Source organism: Cyanobacterium sp. T60_A2020_053 (genome assembly GCA_015272165.1).
Taxonomy (GTDB): Bacteria; Cyanobacteriota; Cyanobacteriia; order Cyanobacteriales; family Cyanobacteriaceae; genus Cyanobacterium.
Genome location: JACYMF010000106.1, coordinates 25,384 through 42,834, shown reverse-complemented (window position 1 = coordinate 42,834; position 17,451 = coordinate 25,384). Strand labels below are relative to the sequence as shown.

Genomic DNA, 17,451 nt, shown 5'->3' with positions numbered 1-17,451 from the left:
AAACAAAAACAAATGTTACAAACAGAAAATAAAGATAAAATAATAATAGATAAAACAAAATTTTCAGCGCCCGAAGCCGAATTAATAAACCTAATAATTAACAAAGATACTGAACCCCTCAAACAAAAAAATGACTACTATCAACAAACATTATTACCAATCATTGAGAACCTAAAAAAAGCATCAAAATTTCCGAATCCAGAGAATCAAACAGCGCCCCTCATCGGTGTCTGGCTTCCCCTGTGGACAACAATTCCCTTTGTGGACATTATACCCGGTCGTATTGGCAATCAATCCTATCAAATATTTAACGAAAATTATTATGCTAATATAGCTCGATATTTACCAGTAAATGGCATTAATTTTCTCAAAAAAATATTTTCCCCAGCTTATGACTTAATGATCATTCAAAAATATTACATTGAAAATCAACAATGGGTAATTGAAAATATTGCCGTCAATCAAAAAATATCGTTAGCAAACTTATCATCATTTAACCAAGAAAAAGCAGAAAAATGGTTTAACAAAACCCTTAAAAATTTGGATAAAAAAAACAAACTTAATCCCGAATCAGTACAAGTAAAAGAAAATAGATTTAATAAAAAATGGTACAAAAAACTACAAACAACAGCCCAAGCTAAACCATATTTTGAACATATTTATATGAGCGACAACTTAAGAATAGTTAAAACTTATCGAGAAAAAAATCAACGACCATCCTATACAATAGCTATTAGAATTAGTTAACAACAATAATAGAAAATGCCTAATATAGTTGAAATCGCTGTTAATAACGATAACTTCAAAACCCTTGTGACAGCCGTGCAGGTTGCCGACTTAGTGGAAGTATTAAAAAGTCCCGGACCTTTTACCGTATTTGCCCCCACTGATGAAGCATTTGCCAAACTTCCCCCCGGCACCATACAAACTTTAGTACAAAATCCTCCCCAATTAGCTCGGATTTTAACCTATCATGTGGTATCAGGAAAATTATTTAAAGCAGACTTAGAAAAACTTGATCAAGTGGAATCTGTAGAAGGTTCTCCCATTACTATTGATTGTAATGATGAAAGTTTTGAGGTAAAAAATGCCACCGTTATCGCCAGTGACATTGAAGCAGATAATGGCGTTATTCACGTTATCGATAATGTTATTTTAATGGGCTAATGGAGCGATACTTGTTAGCCGTTTAATTCATAACACCGTGAATAAATCATCAATTTACAAAAAAAGACAGTTAGTCAAAGAAAAATAGTGATTAGAATAAAAGAGAATGTAATTCCTCACTTCTATAACTATGGACTTTCTTTCAAACACGCTAGTTTTATCAAGAATGCAATTTGCCTTCACTGCAATTTTTCATATGCTGTGGCCCGTATTAACTACGGGCATGGCAATTTATTTAGTAATTGTGGAAGGATTATGGCTAAAAACTAAAAATCCAGATTACTACTACCACGCTCGTTTTTGGGCTAAATTGTATGTGCTAAACTTCGGCATTGGCGTGGCTTCTGGCTCACCCATGGCATTTCAATTCGGCACTAACTGGGCGCCCTTCTCCGAGTCAGTAGGAGACTTTTTTGGTAGTATTCTTGGTTTTGAAGCAACCATGGCATTCATGCTAGAAGCTGGTTTCTTGGGCATCATGCTATTCGGTTGGGAAAGGGTAAACCCCGTTATCCACTACATGGCGACTATTTTAGTAGCAGTTGGGGCAAACCTTTCTACTTTTTGGATTCTGATCGCCAATTCTTGGATGCAAACCCCTGCCGGTGGTGAATTTGTGGAAGGAAAATTTGTGGTAAGTAACTATTTTGAAGGGATGTTAAACCCTTTCATGGTGAAAAGTGTTTCCCATATGTTTTTGGCTACCCTTGAAACTTCCTTATTCGTGATTGGAGGCATTAGTGCTTGGTATTTACTCAAAAAACATCATCAGGCTTTTTTTACTCGCTCCCTTAAAATTGTGTTAGTAATAGCCATCGCCATTACCCCCTTACAAGTCTATGTCGGGCATCTAAGCGCCGAGCAAGTATATCACTATCAACCCACCAAATTAGCTGCCATGGAAGCGTTGTGGGATACGGTACCAGCAGGGGAGAAAGCAGATTGGAGTCTTTTGGCTTCCCCAAATAATCAAACAGAAAGTAACAACTGGGAAATCAAAGTACCCAATGCCCTAAGTTATATCTTAGAATTTAAACCCCGTCTCAGTGAGCCTGTCATGGGTTTAAAAGAGTGGAAACCTGAAGATCGTCCCTCCATGGTAGGTTTAGTATATTATGCGTTTCGTCTCATGAGTGGCATTGCTTTTTTGTTTGTGGGCATCATGGCAGTGTCAGTAATTCAATGGATTAGGGGCAAATTCACCCCCGAAAATTTAGCTAATCAAAAACTATTAATGTGGGCATGGGTATTCAGCGCCCCTACTGGTTATTTAGCGGTAGAATCAGGGTGGATCGTGCGCTGTGTAGGCCGACAACCTTGGGTAGTATATGGGCAAATTCGCACCGCCGATGCCGTATCTAATTTACCATCAGGAAATGTGCTAACCTCTTTAAGCATTTTTCTAGTTATCTATACCTTACTTTTCTTTTCTGCCTTATATTTCGGCAGTCGCATCATCAGAAAAGGACCTGATTTTGATTTGCCTTTGCCGGGCGCTACAGAAAAAGTAACACCTTTAGAAGTAAATCCAGCTAAACATATTCCTAATAGTCGCCCTATTAATTAACGGCTAAGGGATAAACTTCTGTAAAAAGTAGCCTTTTTTGACTGTATTTCGGGCTTCTAGCCCGATTACATCAAGTCTGTTTGATCAGCCGAAGGCTGCCGCTGCGCGATCACTTACAAATTAGTAATATCAGTATCTTAGTTCAATTTATTGAACGTAAACCTATTGGTTCCGTGTAATTCATTACACGGTGGGTAAAGTGCGAAGAGCTAATCTATTTGTAACTAATTATCCGAACTTGATATTACTAAAAATATTGGATAGTTACGTTTCAAGTATCAACTAACAACAATTATCGATTAATTGCGAGGAATTTTGTAATGGAATCATTAGACTATTTACTGCCCCTAGTGTGGTTTGCCATTTTGGCGTTATTTTTGTTCATGTATGTGATGTTAGATGGTTTTGATTTGGGGGTAGGCATTCTTTCCCTAACTTCTTCTACTGAGGAGAGGAGGGGAATATTAATGACAAGTTTAAGTAACGTTTGGGATGCTAATGCCACTTGGTTAATTTTGATGGGGGGTAGTTTATTTGGGGCTTTTCCCCTTGCCTATGCCACTATTTTAAGCTCTCTTTATATTCCTATTATGATGATGGTAATGGGGTTAGTATTTCGCACGGTAGCATTTGAGTTTCGAGAAAATTCTGACCAAAAGTTTTTTTGGAATTTAGCGTTTGGCATTGGTAGTTTAGTTGCAACTATAGGGCAAGGTTTTGCCCTTGCTGGTGTAATCGAAGGAATCCATGTGGATGAAACAGGGCATTTTATCGGCTCAACTTGGGATTGGTTTAACTGGCGTAGTGTGGTGATTGCCTTAACCTTAATCCAAGGTTATGTTTTGATTGGCTCTTGTTATCTGATTATGAAAACTTCTGGTAGTTTACAGCAAACCCATTATAAAACTGCTAAACTTGCCTCGATTACTACCTTACTAGGTGCTATTGCCATTACTACAGTAACCCCAATTTTTTCTATCTTTGCACGAAATCGACTATTTGAAGAACCTTTTATTTATATTTTCAGTGCTATTCCCATCATTGGATTAGGTTTAGTTGTTTTGTTATTTATTAGCCTAAACAAAAAGCAAGAAAGAACTCCTTTTATTCTTACTATCCTAATTTTCTTGTTAACTTTTGTGGGTTTAGCTTTGGTAGTTTTTCCCTATATTATTCCCCCTAGTATTACCATATATCAAGCGGCCGCATCTCCTAGTTCTTTGGTATTTATGTTAGTGTTTATTGGATTTTTAATCCCTATTATGTTGTTTTATAACATTTATAATTATTTTGTATTTCGAGGAAAAGTTACGGCAGAATAATTATAGACATCGACCATATTTCGGGCTTCTCGCCCGAATATCACACTGTGGGGGAATCACGACATTATTTTAATCGGTCGAGAATATGAGGATAAGCTAGGATAATACTGTCAATCTATACAAGAGTTAGGAAAAATGAGCGCCCCTGAAAACAAACCCGAAAACTTCTTACAAAAAGCCTTATATCTAGGTATTGGTATTGCTGGTTATGCTGCCGAAAAAGCGGGAGACACCCTAGAGGAGGTGCGCAAAAATGCGGAGAGAGTTATCAATAATCCTAATTTTGCTCAAGAAATCCAGCAAATGGCAGATGATATGGTGAATAAAGGCAAAATGACAACGGAAGAAGCTCGAAAATTTGTTGATGAAACCATTAACCAAGCTAAAGCAAAACAAAATAATACGGTAAAGGAAGAAAAAGAGTCATCTCAACCCCGCACCATTGAAATTATCTGCGATGAGGATGAGTAAGTAGGGGTTGCTGAAAAAGTATTTTGGTGAGGGGAGGTGTCAGGCTTCGGGTGTCAGGTTTCAGGTGAAATGCTTATAAATTTAAGACTTTAGCCAAATAGTTATTTTTCATAAATTGCTCATTTGTATCAATTATTTTTGATTGGCATGGAAAAATACAGTATTTTTAGAGAAAAAAGTCAATTTATGACACTTTTTGTTATGTAGAATAGACTTTAAACTTTTATTTGACAAGGGTTTTGATTTATTCAGCACACCCTAATCATGAATTATAAATTATTAAAGTCGTTGCGCTTTTGACCAGTGTTATAATTTCTTGGAAGGAAACATTTAACAAAAAATATTATGGATTGGGAATTATTAAGCCTAACCTTTGTCACCGTATTTGTCGCAGAAATAGGCGATAAAAGCCAGTTAGCTGCCATCGCCCTCAGTGGTGGTTCAAAATCACCTCAAGCCGTCTTTTTTGGTTCAATCGTTGCCCTAATTCTAGCTAGTTTCTTGGGAGTAATTGCTGGAGTTGCCATCGGTGAATTTTTACCAGTAAAATTACTCAAAGGATTAGCTGCCATTGGTTTTATTTTAATTGCTCTCAATAATATTTGGGATGAGTGATCGGGCTAGAAGCCCGATATACGGTGTTTGTTTAAGTTAACCAACCTTTTAAACGTCTAGCAACTTGAGGTCTTCTAAGTTTACGCATTGCTTTAGTTTGGATTTGGCGCACTCTCTCCCTCGACAGATCAAAAATTTGTCCCACTTCTTCTAAGGTATGGGGTTTAGAACTAGCTAAACCATAGCGCAAAACAATTACTTCCTTTTCTCTTTCACTTAAAACGTCGGTTAACACAGAAACGATTTCTTGGTGCATCATCGCTTCATTTATTTTTTCTTCAGGCAGTAGTAAGTTTGTGTCCTCCAGTAATTCTAATAATTCGGTGTCTTCTCCTTTCCCCACTCGATGATTAAGTGATAAAGATTGTCTTTTTAGTTGCAATAGCTGATGTAAACCCTGTTGATTGATGCCCATTTCGTCCGCTAATTCGGTTTCGGTGGGGTTGCGCTGTAAGTCTTGTTTTAATTCCCGTTGAGCTTTTTTGAGTTTATTTAGTTTTTCAACGATATGAATGGGTAAACGAATGGTGCGAGAGTCATTGGCGATGGTGCGAGTGATAGCTTGACGAATCCACCAATAGGCGTAGGTAGAAAATTTATAGCCTTTGTTGGGGTCGAATTTTTCGGCGGCGCGATTTAAGCCAATAGCGCCCTCCTGAATCAAATCCAAGAAAGGCACACCACGATTAAGATAACGTTTGGCAATGGATACTACTAAACGCAGGTTAGAGCGAATCATTTTACGTTTGGCAACTCTTCCTTTATACAAGCGATTGTCTAATTGACGCTCATTTTCTAAGCCCATCACTTGAGCTAGTTCTTTTTTACTAGGAGTGCGCTGTAATTGATGATGTAACAACTGTTGTTTTTCTTCGCATTCCATTAAAAATTTAACAGCATAGGCGAGATCAATTTCTTCTGAGGCACTGAGGAGGGGGTAGCGCGCCATTTCTTTGAAAAAAGAACCTACAGAATCTTCTGCTTTGGGGCTATTTCCCCTTGATTTTTTCGCATCGATTTCGTCAGTGTATTCGGCAATGATTTCTGTCAAATCTCGGTCTGTTTCTGTGTTGATTGCTTCATTATGGAGGTGAAGGGCGCTGATTAACTGATTCATTTTGATTACTCCTCTTTTTAACGCAGTCCCGTTGTTTTGAGACAATATTTAATAAATCACTTATTCTTAACTAAATTTGTGACCTGCAATACTAAATTTGCCCACAATCAAACGAGATTAATAGTTGACTTCTAATGTAGCTAATGAATGTCACTTTTGACCATGAATAAGAATTTCTTTTTATATTTTTTTTATATTTCCCTTATTTTGGCTTTTCAATTTAGTTTTTTAGGAAGAAAATAGAAAGGGAGAGTTGCGTTAATTTCAAGATGCTTCAACTCAATATCTAGTAAAATAATATTACTTTCTTTTACCTCTTTCTCGACAAAATCTTCATAAGAAGGTTCTAATTTTAACTTTCCTAAACTGTATTTAATAGACATTTCCCAAAGACTTGCCACACTAAGATAGCTAAAATTGCTCTCATTTTCGATCACATCTTTAAGATTATTGCTCAATCGAGGATTGTCATTAACAAACCAAAGAAATATATGTGTATCTAATAAAAAGTTCATTACATATATTCCATAAAATCTTCTAGTGGTTGATCAAAGTCGTCACTCATCCATACTTTTCCTTCAGCACTTCCTCGCTTTAATAGCCGTTTAATCGGAGAGATTTTAGCTATGGGTTGATTATTTTGAGTAATAACGATTTCTTCTCCTTGAATAGCCAAATCAAGAAGTTTTGATAGATTAGATTTCGCTTCAATTATGTCTAATTTATTCATTTCAAAATTTTAACAAGAAGATTTTTAGTAACTTTAGTTTAATCTAATTTATTGGACTATGCCTACTTAGAGTTTGCGAATGAGAATAAAAAATAACAATTATTAAGGTTTTCTGCATATTACAAGGGTCAAAAAATAGGCATAAACAACGCTGTTTGAACAAAAATAGCCTTAAAAAGGCAAAGGGTAAAGGAGATATGTAATAATCTATAATTTATAATTCATAATTAATGCTTGTAAACGTTGATGTAAGATAGTTTGACCAAACTTTTTAATGGTTTCATCCCTTAAAAAGCGCCCGTCACACCTAACATCATGACCCTGTAATATCTCCATACAGGCTTGTGCTACAGCATCTACATCACGATGGGGAACTTGCCACCCCAAACGTCCATTCTGTAAAGGGTCTGACGAACCATCATCATCACCACTGAGAACGGGCTTTCCGCAACACATTGCCTCTAAGTAAACAATGCCAAAACCTTCTTGGGAGGGCATAATATAAGCATCACAGACTTGATAATGAGCCACTAATTCATCATTGGGGATAAATCCTGCAAAAATCACCTGTTTTTCTACCCCCAAATCCTTTGCCAGTTGGGCTAAACGGGGTTGGTCATTTCCTCTACCCACCACCAAATATACTACATCGGGAAATACTGCTAAAATCTGCGGTAGCGCCCGAATGGTGACATCGACACCTTTGTAAATATCAGTAGCCCACAAGCGCGCTACGGTTAATAAAACTCGCTGATTAGTTAATTGATATTTTGCTAATAATTGCGGTGGTTTGGGTTGTATGGTAAATTTTTCCTCATCCACTACACAGGGCAAAAGGCGAAATTTATCGGCATTAAGTTGATTATGTAAAGCGGTGAGACGGGCGCTGTAATTGCTAATTGTCCAAATGGCTTGGGCTTCTTCTAAGGCTTGTCGTTCATTTGTACTAACTTGTTTCCATACTTCTTTACCATAGGTTAAAACTGTGTAGGGAATCTGCAAAGTATTGCATAGTAAACCAGTGAGATTAGCTAATTTAATATGGGTGCAATACACATGGGAAGGGCGCTGGAAAATTAAGTATTGTAACAACGCTCTTGTAAAATTTAAGCGTCCAATAATTGGGGATTGGTGGGCAAAACAACGAAATTTTAAACCAGCAAAAGAGTTATGATTTTCTGGTGTAAATTTATCTCTTAAAACCCATACTTCCCCGTGATAGTTTAATTTGCTATAAGCATGAAAGACATCCTGTAAATAGGACTGTATTCCCCCTTCTTGTAAAAAAACTTCTAGGCATAAAAATAAATGATCTCTCTTTTTTGACATGATTCTATTAGTTTGTAATATAATTTTATTATTGGGCTTTAAGTATAATAAATCACTCTGTGATTAATCTATATTTATATATAAATCAACAATATTTATAAGATTTTAAAACAAAGGTAAATATGTTATAATAGCGGTAGATTAAAAAGTAAGAGGGCAAAATCATTATGAAAAAGATTTTAGCAGTAGTAGGTAGTATCGCCCTAAGTTTCAGCGCCCTTCACCCCGTCACAGCAGGAAATATAGAGCAAGTGAAGCAATTAATAGAAACTAATCAATGTATGGGCTGTGACTTAAAAGGAGCAGATTTAAGCGGTGCGCACCTCATCGGTGCAGATTTAAGAAATGCAGATTTACGAGGTGCTAATTTGCAAGGTGCTAACCTCGAAGGGGCAGATTTAGATGGTGCGAGTTTAAGAAATGCAGATTTACACGAGGCTTTCTTAACTAACGCCACCATGAATGATGTTAATTTGAGGGGCGCTGATTTGAGTTATGCCATTCTTTACGATGTGCAAATCGATGACGCAATTTTAGATAATATTAATATTGAATCGGCTACCATTTATAATACTAAAATTGGCGTTGGTGGAGAATACTAATAACAATTGATAATGGAAGGAATGCAGAATGTAGAATAGACCTCTCCAGAAATACAGGCAAGATGCCTGTTTCACCGTGTAGAAGTAATTGTTTTCTAAATTCTAAATTTTTTCTCCCCTTTGCCCTTTGCCCTTTATTAAAACTATGGAATTATTAACACCAGAAGAAATAAGCTATTATCAAGAACAGTTAGCCGATTGTGCAATAGGGTTGAGGGCGCTGGAAATGATCGCCGATGGTGAGGGTGATTTAGAAGACTCTGCCACCACTATGGCTTTAGCCATAGGGCAAACTCCAGATCGCATTGATTGGCTAGATGGTTTAGCCAAACGTTGTCGTGTCGCTCTGTGTCGTGAGGAATTAAGAGCAGATTTACAAGATAACTACATTGAGGCTACAGTTAAGTATCTTCTTGAGTTGAAAATTTGTCCACCGTTGTTGGTGACTCCAGTGGTGATTTATGCAGTCAAAAAAGGCATTGATGATTTTTGTGAACCTCTCACTTATAAATTGAGATAATTTAGAGTTCATGAACTATAGTATTTTTCATCATAATGAGGTACTTTTTTTAAATTGCCTCTTGCCTTTCAACAAAAATTTTTGTACCTCACCAAAACGGGAATTGCTATAAATAATTGCTCAGTTAATAAAAAGTATCATCCTGTCTTCCTTTCTACCCTTTCCACTGTGTGCAAAACAAATCAATTTCGATACTGACATGGAAAAAGCGCCCTCCACCAAGGAGAGAAAAACTGAGAATGTGATAAAATAAGGTTAATTTCGTGACTTATAACCTATGACCATTCAAGAACGTATTGTCCCTACAAATCTAACCAGTGAAATGTCCAACTCTTATTTAGAGTATGCCATGAGTGTCATCGTGGGACGGGCGCTACCAGATGCTAGGGACGGTTTAAAACCAGTGCATCGCCGTATTCTCTACGCCATGTATGAACTAGGACTCATCCCAGAGCGCCCTTTCCGTAAATGTGCGAGGGTAGTAGGGGAAGTATTAGGTAAATACCACCCCCACGGTGATACGGCGGTATATGATGCGCTGGTGAGAATGGCTCAAGATTTTTCCATGCGTGACCCTCTAATCAATGGTCATGGCAACTTCGGTAGTGTGGATAACGATCCGCCGGCAGCCATGCGTTATACTGAATGTCGTTTGCAATCCCTCGCTACCAACGGCTTATTACGAGACATTGAAGCGGAAACAGTGGATTGGATTGATAACTTTGACGGATCGCAACAAGAACCCGTTGTATTACCAGCGCGCATCCCTCAGTTACTATTAAATGGGACTACCGGCATCGCTGTGGGTATGGCTACCAATATTCCTCCCCACAATTTAGGGGAATTGATCGATGGCACTATCGCCATGATTCATAACCCAGATTTGACCGATGTGGAATTGATGCAATACATCCCCGGTCCTGATTTTCCCACTGGAGGGCAAATTCTCGGACGACAAGGTATTAAAGATGCCTATACAACCGGGCGCGGTTCCATCACTATGCGTGGTGTAGCTAATATTGAAACAGTATCAGCGAGAGGGCGACAAGACAAAGAAGCGATTATCGTCACCGAGTTACCCTATCAAACCAATAAGGCCGCCCTCATTGAAAAAATTGCCGAGTTGGTTAATGATAAAAAAATTGACGGTATTTCCGATATTCGAGATGAAAGCGATCGCACCGGGATGCGTATTGTCATTGAATTGAAACGGGATGCTTACGCCAAAGTAGTTTTAAATAACCTCTACAAACAAACAGGCATTCAAAGTAATTTTGGGGCAAATATGTTGGCATTGGTGGGCAATGAGCCTCAATTACTCACTTTAAGCAAATTTTTATCAGTTTTCCTCGAATTTCGAGTGGAAGCCATCACCAGACGCACCCGTTATCTACTCAGAAAAGCAGAAGAAAGAGATCATATTTTACAAGGTCTTTTAATTGCTTTAGGAAATCTCGATGAAGTAATTAGACTGATTAGGGGCGCTGCGGATTCTGCTACGGCAAAACAGCAATTAGTGACAGATTTATCTTTATCTGAATTTCAAGCGGATGCAATTTTGCAAATGCAATTAAGAAGATTAACGGCTTTAGAAGCAGAAAAAATCGAAGCCGAGCATCAAGACTTGATGACCCAAATTACCGACTATCAAGACATTTTAGCCCGTCGGGAACGCATTAACGCCATTATCGAAGAGGAATTAACCGAAATTCGTAATATTCACGCTACCCCCAGACGCACGGAGATTATTCAAGGGGATGGTGATTTAGTTGATATTGATTTAATTGCCAATGAACAAGTAGCAATTATTTTAACTCAACAAGGTTATTTGAAAAAAATGCTCGTTAATACCTTTGAGGCTCAAAACCGCGCCACCAGAGGTAAAGCAGGGGCAAAAATGAAAGATGATGATCTCGTAGAACATTTTTTGACGGGATGTGAACATGATACCATTCTATTTTTTAGTGATCGTGGGGTAGTTTATGCCCTGAGCGCGTACCAAATCCCTTCAAGTTCTCGCACCGCAAGGGGTGTACCGATTATTTCTCAATTACCCATTTCTGCCTCAGAAAAAATTACTTCCATTGTGGCAGTGAGTGAATTTACCGATAATCAATACTTGGTAATGTTGACTAAGCAGGGTTTAATTAAGAAAACTGCCCTTTCTGCTTTTGCCCATATTCGCAGTAACGGTTTAATTGCCATTGGTTTAAATGATGAAGACGAATTGCGCTGGGTAAGGTTAGCGACGGCGGAAGATAGTGTTTTAATTGGTTCTCGGCGCGGTATGGCAATCCATTTCTATGCGGATAACAACCAACTAAGACCCCTTGGACGTACGGCAAAGGGTGTTAAATCCATGAAATTACGTTCAGGAGATCAGATTATTAGTATGGATATTCTTCCTTCTCAAATTGTAGCACAGATTCAGGAAGCTGAGGAAAATGAGGTAGATGATGATAACGAAGAAGAGTTAAGCCAAGATTCGGCGAAGGATGCTCCTTGGGCTTTGGCGGTAACTAGCAGTGGTTATGGTAAAAGAGTGCCAGTGTCTCAGTTTAGGCTACAGAGGCGCGCTGGGTTGGGTTTAAAAGCGATTCGTTTCCGTAAGTCTAATGAAGAATTAGCGGCGCTACACATTGTTAATGGTGATGATGAGTTCATGATTATTACCACCCGTGGTATCATCATTCGCTGTGATGTTAATGCGGTTTCTCTCCAATCTCGTAATGCTAGTGGGGTGAAGGTGCAGAAACTTGATGGTGATGATGCTATTGCTGGGATTGCCCTTGTGCCTCCAATGGTTGAGGATGAGGAGGAGGGCGCTGAAAATTGAGAATGATGAGGTTTTACTATCCCTGTGTCATAAATAGGTGAAGGGAAAAGGGCAAGGGGCATAAACCCCTTGTTGTCATAGCTTCGAGAAAAATAAAAATCACAATTAATTTTGATTACCTACTTAATATCTGCTGAGTAATATCAAGAGTTCGGATAATTAGTTACAAATAGATTATATCTTCGCAATTTACCCACCGTGTAATGAATTACACGGCTAATGGCCCGATCGTTCAATAAATTGAACTAAGATTATTTTTAATTAATTTGTAAGTGACCAAGCAGACTTGATATAAATCAAAACTCTTATCAAATAAAGATTTTAAGCACAATAAAACTCAAAAAAAGTGCTAAACATAGTTCTCTTTCTCTAAAATACCGTATTTCTTTCTTTTCTATCAAAAATTATTGATACAAATTAGCAATTTATAAAAAGTCACTGTTTGGCGAAGGTTTTTAATTTATAAGCATTTCACCTGATGCCTGACACCCGAAACCTGACACCTTCCCTCACCAAAATTTAAACTATTCATTACCTGTTATTAACTTTGGTCTTTTATGCTAGTGGTTAAACTCATGTAATCCAGCGCACACCACCATGTTAGTTAGTTATCCTAGTAAACAGCATTTAAACACAAGAATCCAACCGGGTGAAAGAAAGTTGCATTTTTATAGTAAAGGAGAAGAAATCCCTCTTTTAACCCAAGGAGTTTGGCAGGTTAGTAGAGGTTTTGTACAGTTAATGAAAATGGATAGCGAAGGGGAGGAAACTTGGCTGGGGTGGGCACATACAGATCATTTTTTTGGGCTTTGGTTAACTTCTTTGGATAATTTTCAGGCAAGGGCTCACGGTGACGTTTATTTACAATGGTATAGTCTCAAAGAAATTGAAAATTCTCCCGAAATTGCTCAGTTAGTTTTAAATCAAACCATCTCTCGCCTTCGTCAAACGGAAGAGTTAGTGGCTATTGCTGGTTTAAGAAGAGTGGAAGATAAATTAATTTCTTTGCTAAAATTATTGGCTGATCATATTGGCGAAAATGTTAACTCTCAAAAACGTTTAACGGTGCGTTTTACCCATCAAAATCTTGCCAGCGCCATCGGCACTACTAGAGTCACTGTCACTCGTCTTTTAGGGGATTTGCAAAAACAGGGTTTTATCAGCTTCGATGAAGGGCGCCATCTCATGGTTAAACTATAGTCAAAAGGTGAAAAGGCAAATTTAGGCGTTGCTGATTTTAAATATGTTTTTGTTTGGGGTAGGGAATAGGGAGTAGTAATAATATTTTGAGCCCACTTTCCGCACTTCATCTAATAATAAATTATAGTACACAAAGAGAACACCCTATTGGTAATCATTTCAGTGAAAATGATTGCCAGTTTGTGTTTCTATCCACTGGCAATTCTCTCTAACGCTAGTTTAACCATTTTCTTTCCTAGGAATACTGGTAGGCTTAGTGGTGGTGCCCTGTACTTTAATCTACAGGTAGGAGCAAATCCCATTATTATCACTGGTTTAGATACATACTTGCAAATGGGCTAGAAATGATTTAGCACTGCTATATTTATCAGAACTTAATATCATTATTCACTACAATATGGGCATAATAGCTTTAATGTCACATCAAGAAATAATATGAATAATTGGGATTCTGCCGTCACCGACTTTCTCACCGAAAATAATTACTCTGCTGTAATCAAACACTACGAAGAAATCATCGAAAATAACCCCGATGAGGTTACAAATTATTGGTATTTAGGTTTAGCATACCTATTAAATGAGCAAGAAGCGGAAGCGCAAACCACTTGGTTTATCCCTTTTAGTGAAGCTGACGAAACGGAAGAAGAATTATATACTCAGCAACTTACTAAGATTTTATTTGACGAGGGGAGGGCGCTACAAAGTAAAGATAATAACGCCCTTGCTTGGGGTATTTGTCAAACTCTTAAGGACATTAATCCCAGTAGTATTCATAATCAATTATTAATAGTTGAATTGTCAATTACTCTCAAAATATTTGAGCTTGAATTTATTACTGAATCTGATATTTTAGAGGTTTTAAGCGGTGATAATCCCCCAGAAATTGACTTAGATTTTTTATTAGAAGTTTTAGGGGAAGTATTACGAGTTGCTAATAAAACTAGCATTGATTTTGCCCGTAGTTGCTTAATTTACACTAAAGCAGATCAAAAAACTTTAGAAAAAATTAAATACTGTTCGCAATTTATGGCGATGGAAAATTTATACCATAATTACAGTATTGATTTATTGAAAATGGCGCTGGAATATGCTCCAAAATATGTTGAGTTTTATCATGCTTTATTTCACCTTTATACTCCCGTTAATAAATATCCAGAAGCCATTGATATTGCCCAAAGATTAAAAGCTCAATCATCAGAACTACAAGATACTATTTTAGCCAATAGTTTACTTTTTACAGGTTATATGATGTCAGGACAATGGTCAAAAATTGTTAACATTCGAGAGCAACAAGGACAAATTTGGCAAGATTTTATTAATGATACACCAGATTTAAAAAATAGCACTTTTAAACAAGCATTTTTATCTTACTTAATGCCTTCATTGTATTTAGAAGATAGCTTAAATAATTATCGCACGGTATGTAATAATATTGCGAAAATCTTTTATGATTTTCATAAACCCCCAGAAGAAAATGTTTTTTCCTATGCCCAAACAAAAGAAATCAGACCGTTAAAAATTGGTTATATTGGGCATACTTTTCGCCGTCATTCCGTGGGGTTTCTCGGGCGCTGGTTATTACATCATTCTGATCCTGAAAAAGTGGAAAATTATGTTTATTTAGTGCAAGGACATCAAGATGATGTTACCAAAAGATGGTATCAATCCAGCAAAATTAAAGAGTTTTATTTTGGAGATAGAGACATTAACAGAATTGGTCATAAAATTAATCAAGACCAAATTGATATTTTGGTGGATGTGGATAGTATTACGGGCAATATTACTGATTTGATTTTATGTCGTAAACCGGCGCCCGTCCAAGTGACATGGTTAGGGTTAGATGCTTCCGGATTACCCAGTATTGATTATTTTATCGCTGATCCCTACGTTTTACCAGACCATGCCCAAAAATATTATCAAGAAAAAATTTGGCGCTTACCCCATACCTATTTAGCCGTTGACGGTTTTGAAGTTGGCACTCCCACCCTCACAAGGGAAGATTTAGACATTGAACAAGACGCAGTAGTATTTATGAACTTACAAAATCCTGCTAAATTAAATCCTGATATTTTAAAATGTCAATTAAAAATCATTGAAGCAACCCCAAAAGGCTATTTATTTACTAAAATTAGAAAGGACGAAAGAGTGTTAAAGGATTTAGTTACAGAGGTAGCGAAGGAAAATAATATTTCCCTTGATAAATTACGCTTCCTTAAATCCGATGCTAGTGTAGAAACTCACCGTGCTAATATGGGTATTGCTGATGTAGTGCTTGATACTTTCCCGTACAATGGTTCAACGACAACCCTAGAGGCGTTATGGCGAGAAATTCCCGTAGTGACGAGGGTAGGGGAAAGTTTTGCGGCACGCAATAGTTATACTTATTTGGTGAATGCCGGTATCACGGAAGGTATAGCGTGGAGTGAGGAAGAATATATCCACTGGGGTATCAGGATGGGCGCTGATGAGGGTTTGCGCCGTGATATTAGTTGGAAGTTGAAACAATCCAAGCGCACGTCACCGTTATGGAATACTCGACAATTTGCGCAAGAGATGGAGGGCGCTTATCAACAAATGTGGCAAATTTATCTGGAGACATCAGGGACATAGGGAGATTCTTTGGTATCATTAAGGGATAAAGATTCAAAGGTGAAAATCAGTGATGATATTAACAGTGATCAATACCTTCTTTAATCTGGTCAAACAAAAATTAAAATTTATTACCCTTTTTATTCTCATAATTGTTGTCACCTCGACTTTAGCACACTCTAGTTTTAGTCAAGGGCAGACAAAAATTACGGTAATGCTTCAAGCCTTAGAAGCACAACAATGGCAGTCTTTAGTTAGAAAATTTGAGCAGGAAAATCCTGATATTGAATTAGAAGTAATCTCTGCACCTAATGCCACCAATTTAGTCGAAGATTTATATACTTCCGCTTTTTTATTAGGAGATTCCCCTTATGATGTAGTTTATTTAGATATTGTTTGGGTGCAAAAATTTGCCGCCGCCAAATGGTTAAAACCTTTAAATGAGTTTGTCACAGATGAACAAATGAAGACTTTTTTAAGGGGCGACATTGAGGGGGGAAAATATAAAAACCAACTATATCGAATGCCTTTTCGTTCTGATGCTGGAATGCTATACTATCGCAGTGATTTGTTAGAACAAAATGGCTACAATCCCCCAAATACTTTTGCGGAATTAATTAACATTTCTAAAGATTTACAAAATAAAAATGTTGCCCGTTGGGGTTACGTTTGGCAAGGAAGACAATATGAAGGACTTTCTGCCATGTTTACCGAAATTTTAGAGGGTTTTGGTGCTTATTGGATTAATGCTGATACCCTTGAGGTGGGCTTAGATTCTCCTCAAGCCATTGAAGGAGTCAAATTTTTGTTGAATACCATTGAAAAAGGGATTTCTCCTGCTGGAGTGACTACCTACGCAGAAGAAGAAACTCGTCGGCTTTTTCAAGGGGGAGATACCGTATTTTTGCGAAATTGGCCCTATGTGGCTGGTTTAGCTTCTCAGTCGGATATTCGAGGTAAATTTGCCCTAAAACCGATGATGCATCAACCTAATTATCAAAGTGGTGCTTGTCAAGGAGGTTGGGGTTTTGGTATTTCGGCATCTAGTCGTCATCCCCAAGAAGCATGGCGTTTTATTGAGTTTATGACGAGGGAAGATAGTCAACGGCAATTTATCTTGGAAACTGGTTATGTTCCTAGTTTACGATCTCTTTTTAATGATCCGCAAATTGTTGCTAAATATGATTATTACCCTGATTTACTTGCTGTGGTAGAAAATGCTGTTTTGCGCCCTCCAATCCCCCAATATGCCCAAGCGTCGGATATTTTACAACGTTATTTAAGTGCGGCTTTAACTCAGACAATGACACCGGAAAATGCTATGACACAAGCAGCCAATGAAACTAGAAGATTGTTAGGTAGATAATCGCAATATTTGTCAAGATG

Annotated in this window: 15 protein-coding genes and 1 pseudogene; 12 read left to right on the top strand and 4 right to left on the bottom strand. The window is 37.6% G+C overall.

Annotation, left to right across the window (positions count from 1 at the left end):
- Positions 1-12 precede the first annotated feature (12 nt).
- The 6 genes from IGQ45_14200 to IGQ45_14175 all read left to right on the top strand — a co-directional run bounded on the left by IGQ45_14200 (position 13) and on the right by IGQ45_14175 (position 5,142).
- Positions 13-747 carry a hypothetical protein gene (locus tag IGQ45_14200; GenBank protein ID MBF2058328.1) on the top strand — a complete coding sequence of 245 codons (735 nt, stop codon included), beginning with the start codon at positions 13-15 and terminating at the stop codon, positions 745-747.
- A 15-nt stretch (positions 748-762) separates the two neighbouring features.
- On the top strand, positions 763-1,167 hold the full coding sequence (locus IGQ45_14195) for a fasciclin domain-containing protein (protein ID MBF2058327.1): 405 nt from the start codon (positions 763-765) through the stop codon (positions 1,165-1,167).
- A gap of 130 nt (positions 1,168-1,297) precedes the next feature.
- Positions 1,298-2,734 carry a cytochrome ubiquinol oxidase subunit I gene (locus IGQ45_14190; GenBank protein MBF2058326.1) on the top strand — a complete coding sequence of 479 codons (1,437 nt, stop codon included), beginning with the start codon at positions 1,298-1,300 and terminating at the stop codon, positions 2,732-2,734.
- A gap of 320 nt (positions 2,735-3,054) precedes the next feature.
- Entirely contained in the window at positions 3,055-4,056 is a 1,002-nt protein-coding gene (gene cydB, locus IGQ45_14185) for a cytochrome d ubiquinol oxidase subunit II (protein MBF2058325.1), read from the top strand.
- A gap of 135 nt (positions 4,057-4,191) precedes the next feature.
- Complete coding sequence (locus IGQ45_14180; GenBank protein ID MBF2058324.1) at positions 4,192-4,527, top strand: hypothetical protein; 336 nt, start codon at positions 4,192-4,194, stop codon at positions 4,525-4,527.
- A gap of 345 nt (positions 4,528-4,872) precedes the next feature.
- Positions 4,873-5,142 (top strand): TMEM165/GDT1 family protein, encoded by a 270-nt coding sequence (locus IGQ45_14175; GenBank protein ID MBF2058323.1) that lies wholly within the window; start codon positions 4,873-4,875, stop codon positions 5,140-5,142.
- Between the two features lie 31 nt (positions 5,143-5,173).
- Here the strand turns inward: IGQ45_14175 and IGQ45_14170 are convergent, their stop codons facing one another.
- The 4 genes and pseudogenes from IGQ45_14170 to IGQ45_14155 form a co-directional block, all read right to left on the bottom strand.
- Positions 5,174-6,259 carry an RNA polymerase sigma factor, RpoD/SigA family gene (locus IGQ45_14170; GenBank protein MBF2058322.1) on the bottom strand — a complete coding sequence of 362 codons (1,086 nt, stop codon included), beginning with the start codon at positions 6,257-6,259 and terminating at the stop codon, positions 5,174-5,176.
- Positions 6,260-6,498: 239 nt separating this feature from the next.
- A pseudogene (locus tag IGQ45_14165) lies at positions 6,499-6,774 on the bottom strand (type II toxin-antitoxin system VapC family toxin).
- The gene (locus IGQ45_14160; protein ID MBF2058321.1) at positions 6,774-6,989 is read right to left on the bottom strand and encodes a type II toxin-antitoxin system Phd/YefM family antitoxin; all 216 of its coding nucleotides are present in this window, start codon (positions 6,987-6,989) and stop codon (positions 6,774-6,776) included. Before IGQ45_14160 ends, IGQ45_14165 begins: the two are co-directional and overlap by 1 nt.
- Before the next feature lie 207 nt (positions 6,990-7,196).
- A complete protein-coding gene (locus IGQ45_14155) occupies positions 7,197-8,318 on the bottom strand; it encodes a glycosyltransferase (GenBank protein MBF2058320.1) in 1,122 nt (373 codons plus the stop codon).
- A 167-nt stretch (positions 8,319-8,485) separates the two neighbouring features.
- Here IGQ45_14155 and IGQ45_14150 point away from each other — a divergent pair, with 167 nt between their 5' ends.
- From IGQ45_14150 to IGQ45_14125, 6 genes are all read left to right on the top strand, one after another.
- Positions 8,486-8,920: a pentapeptide repeat-containing protein gene (locus tag IGQ45_14150; GenBank protein MBF2058319.1), complete on the top strand. Its 435-nt coding sequence runs from the start codon at positions 8,486-8,488 to the stop codon at positions 8,918-8,920.
- A 145-nt stretch (positions 8,921-9,065) separates the two neighbouring features.
- Positions 9,066-9,440: a hypothetical protein gene (locus IGQ45_14145; GenBank protein ID MBF2058318.1), complete on the top strand. Its 375-nt coding sequence runs from the start codon at positions 9,066-9,068 to the stop codon at positions 9,438-9,440.
- 277 nt (positions 9,441-9,717) lie between these two features.
- Positions 9,718-12,276: a DNA gyrase subunit A gene (gene gyrA, locus IGQ45_14140; protein ID MBF2058317.1), complete on the top strand. Its 2,559-nt coding sequence runs from the start codon at positions 9,718-9,720 to the stop codon at positions 12,274-12,276.
- A gap of 597 nt (positions 12,277-12,873) precedes the next feature.
- Positions 12,874-13,476, top strand: a complete 603-nt coding sequence (locus tag IGQ45_14135; protein ID MBF2058316.1) for a Crp/Fnr family transcriptional regulator — start codon at positions 12,874-12,876, stop codon at positions 13,474-13,476.
- A 435-nt stretch (positions 13,477-13,911) separates the two neighbouring features.
- Positions 13,912-16,086, top strand: coding sequence for an O-linked N-acetylglucosamine transferase, SPINDLY family protein (locus tag IGQ45_14130; protein ID MBF2058315.1), 2,175 nt, complete (start codon positions 13,912-13,914; stop codon positions 16,084-16,086).
- 52 nt (positions 16,087-16,138) lie between these two features.
- Positions 16,139-17,431, top strand: coding sequence for an ABC transporter substrate-binding protein (locus tag IGQ45_14125; GenBank protein MBF2058314.1), 1,293 nt, complete (start codon positions 16,139-16,141; stop codon positions 17,429-17,431).
- The last annotated feature ends 20 nt before the right edge of the window (positions 17,432-17,451 follow it).

Excerpts from the sequence above, each read along its gene's own strand:
- IGQ45_14200 (MBF2058328.1), top strand. The coding sequence starts at position 13 with ATGTTACAAACAGAAAATAAAGATAAAATAATAATAGATAAAACAAAA.
- IGQ45_14195 (MBF2058327.1), top strand. The coding sequence starts at position 763 with ATGCCTAATATAGTTGAAATCGCTGTTAATAACGATAACTTCAAAACC.
- IGQ45_14190 (MBF2058326.1), top strand. The coding sequence starts at position 1,298 with ATGGACTTTCTTTCAAACACGCTAGTTTTATCAAGAATGCAATTTGCC.
- cydB (MBF2058325.1), top strand. The coding sequence starts at position 3,055 with ATGGAATCATTAGACTATTTACTGCCCCTAGTGTGGTTTGCCATTTTG.
- IGQ45_14180 (MBF2058324.1), top strand. The coding sequence starts at position 4,192 with ATGAGCGCCCCTGAAAACAAACCCGAAAACTTCTTACAAAAAGCCTTA.
- IGQ45_14175 (MBF2058323.1), top strand. The coding sequence starts at position 4,873 with ATGGATTGGGAATTATTAAGCCTAACCTTTGTCACCGTATTTGTCGCA.
- IGQ45_14170 (MBF2058322.1), bottom strand. The coding sequence starts at position 6,259 with ATGAATCAGTTAATCAGCGCCCTTCACCTCCATAATGAAGCAATCAAC.
- IGQ45_14160 (MBF2058321.1), bottom strand. The coding sequence starts at position 6,989 with ATGAATAAATTAGACATAATTGAAGCGAAATCTAATCTATCAAAACTT.
- IGQ45_14155 (MBF2058320.1), bottom strand. The coding sequence starts at position 8,318 with ATGTCAAAAAAGAGAGATCATTTATTTTTATGCCTAGAAGTTTTTTTA.
- IGQ45_14150 (MBF2058319.1), top strand. The coding sequence starts at position 8,486 with ATGAAAAAGATTTTAGCAGTAGTAGGTAGTATCGCCCTAAGTTTCAGC.
- IGQ45_14145 (MBF2058318.1), top strand. The coding sequence starts at position 9,066 with ATGGAATTATTAACACCAGAAGAAATAAGCTATTATCAAGAACAGTTA.
- gyrA (MBF2058317.1), top strand. The coding sequence starts at position 9,718 with ATGACCATTCAAGAACGTATTGTCCCTACAAATCTAACCAGTGAAATG.
- IGQ45_14135 (MBF2058316.1), top strand. The coding sequence starts at position 12,874 with ATGTTAGTTAGTTATCCTAGTAAACAGCATTTAAACACAAGAATCCAA.
- IGQ45_14130 (MBF2058315.1), top strand. The coding sequence starts at position 13,912 with ATGAATAATTGGGATTCTGCCGTCACCGACTTTCTCACCGAAAATAAT.
- IGQ45_14125 (MBF2058314.1), top strand. The coding sequence starts at position 16,139 with ATGATATTAACAGTGATCAATACCTTCTTTAATCTGGTCAAACAAAAA.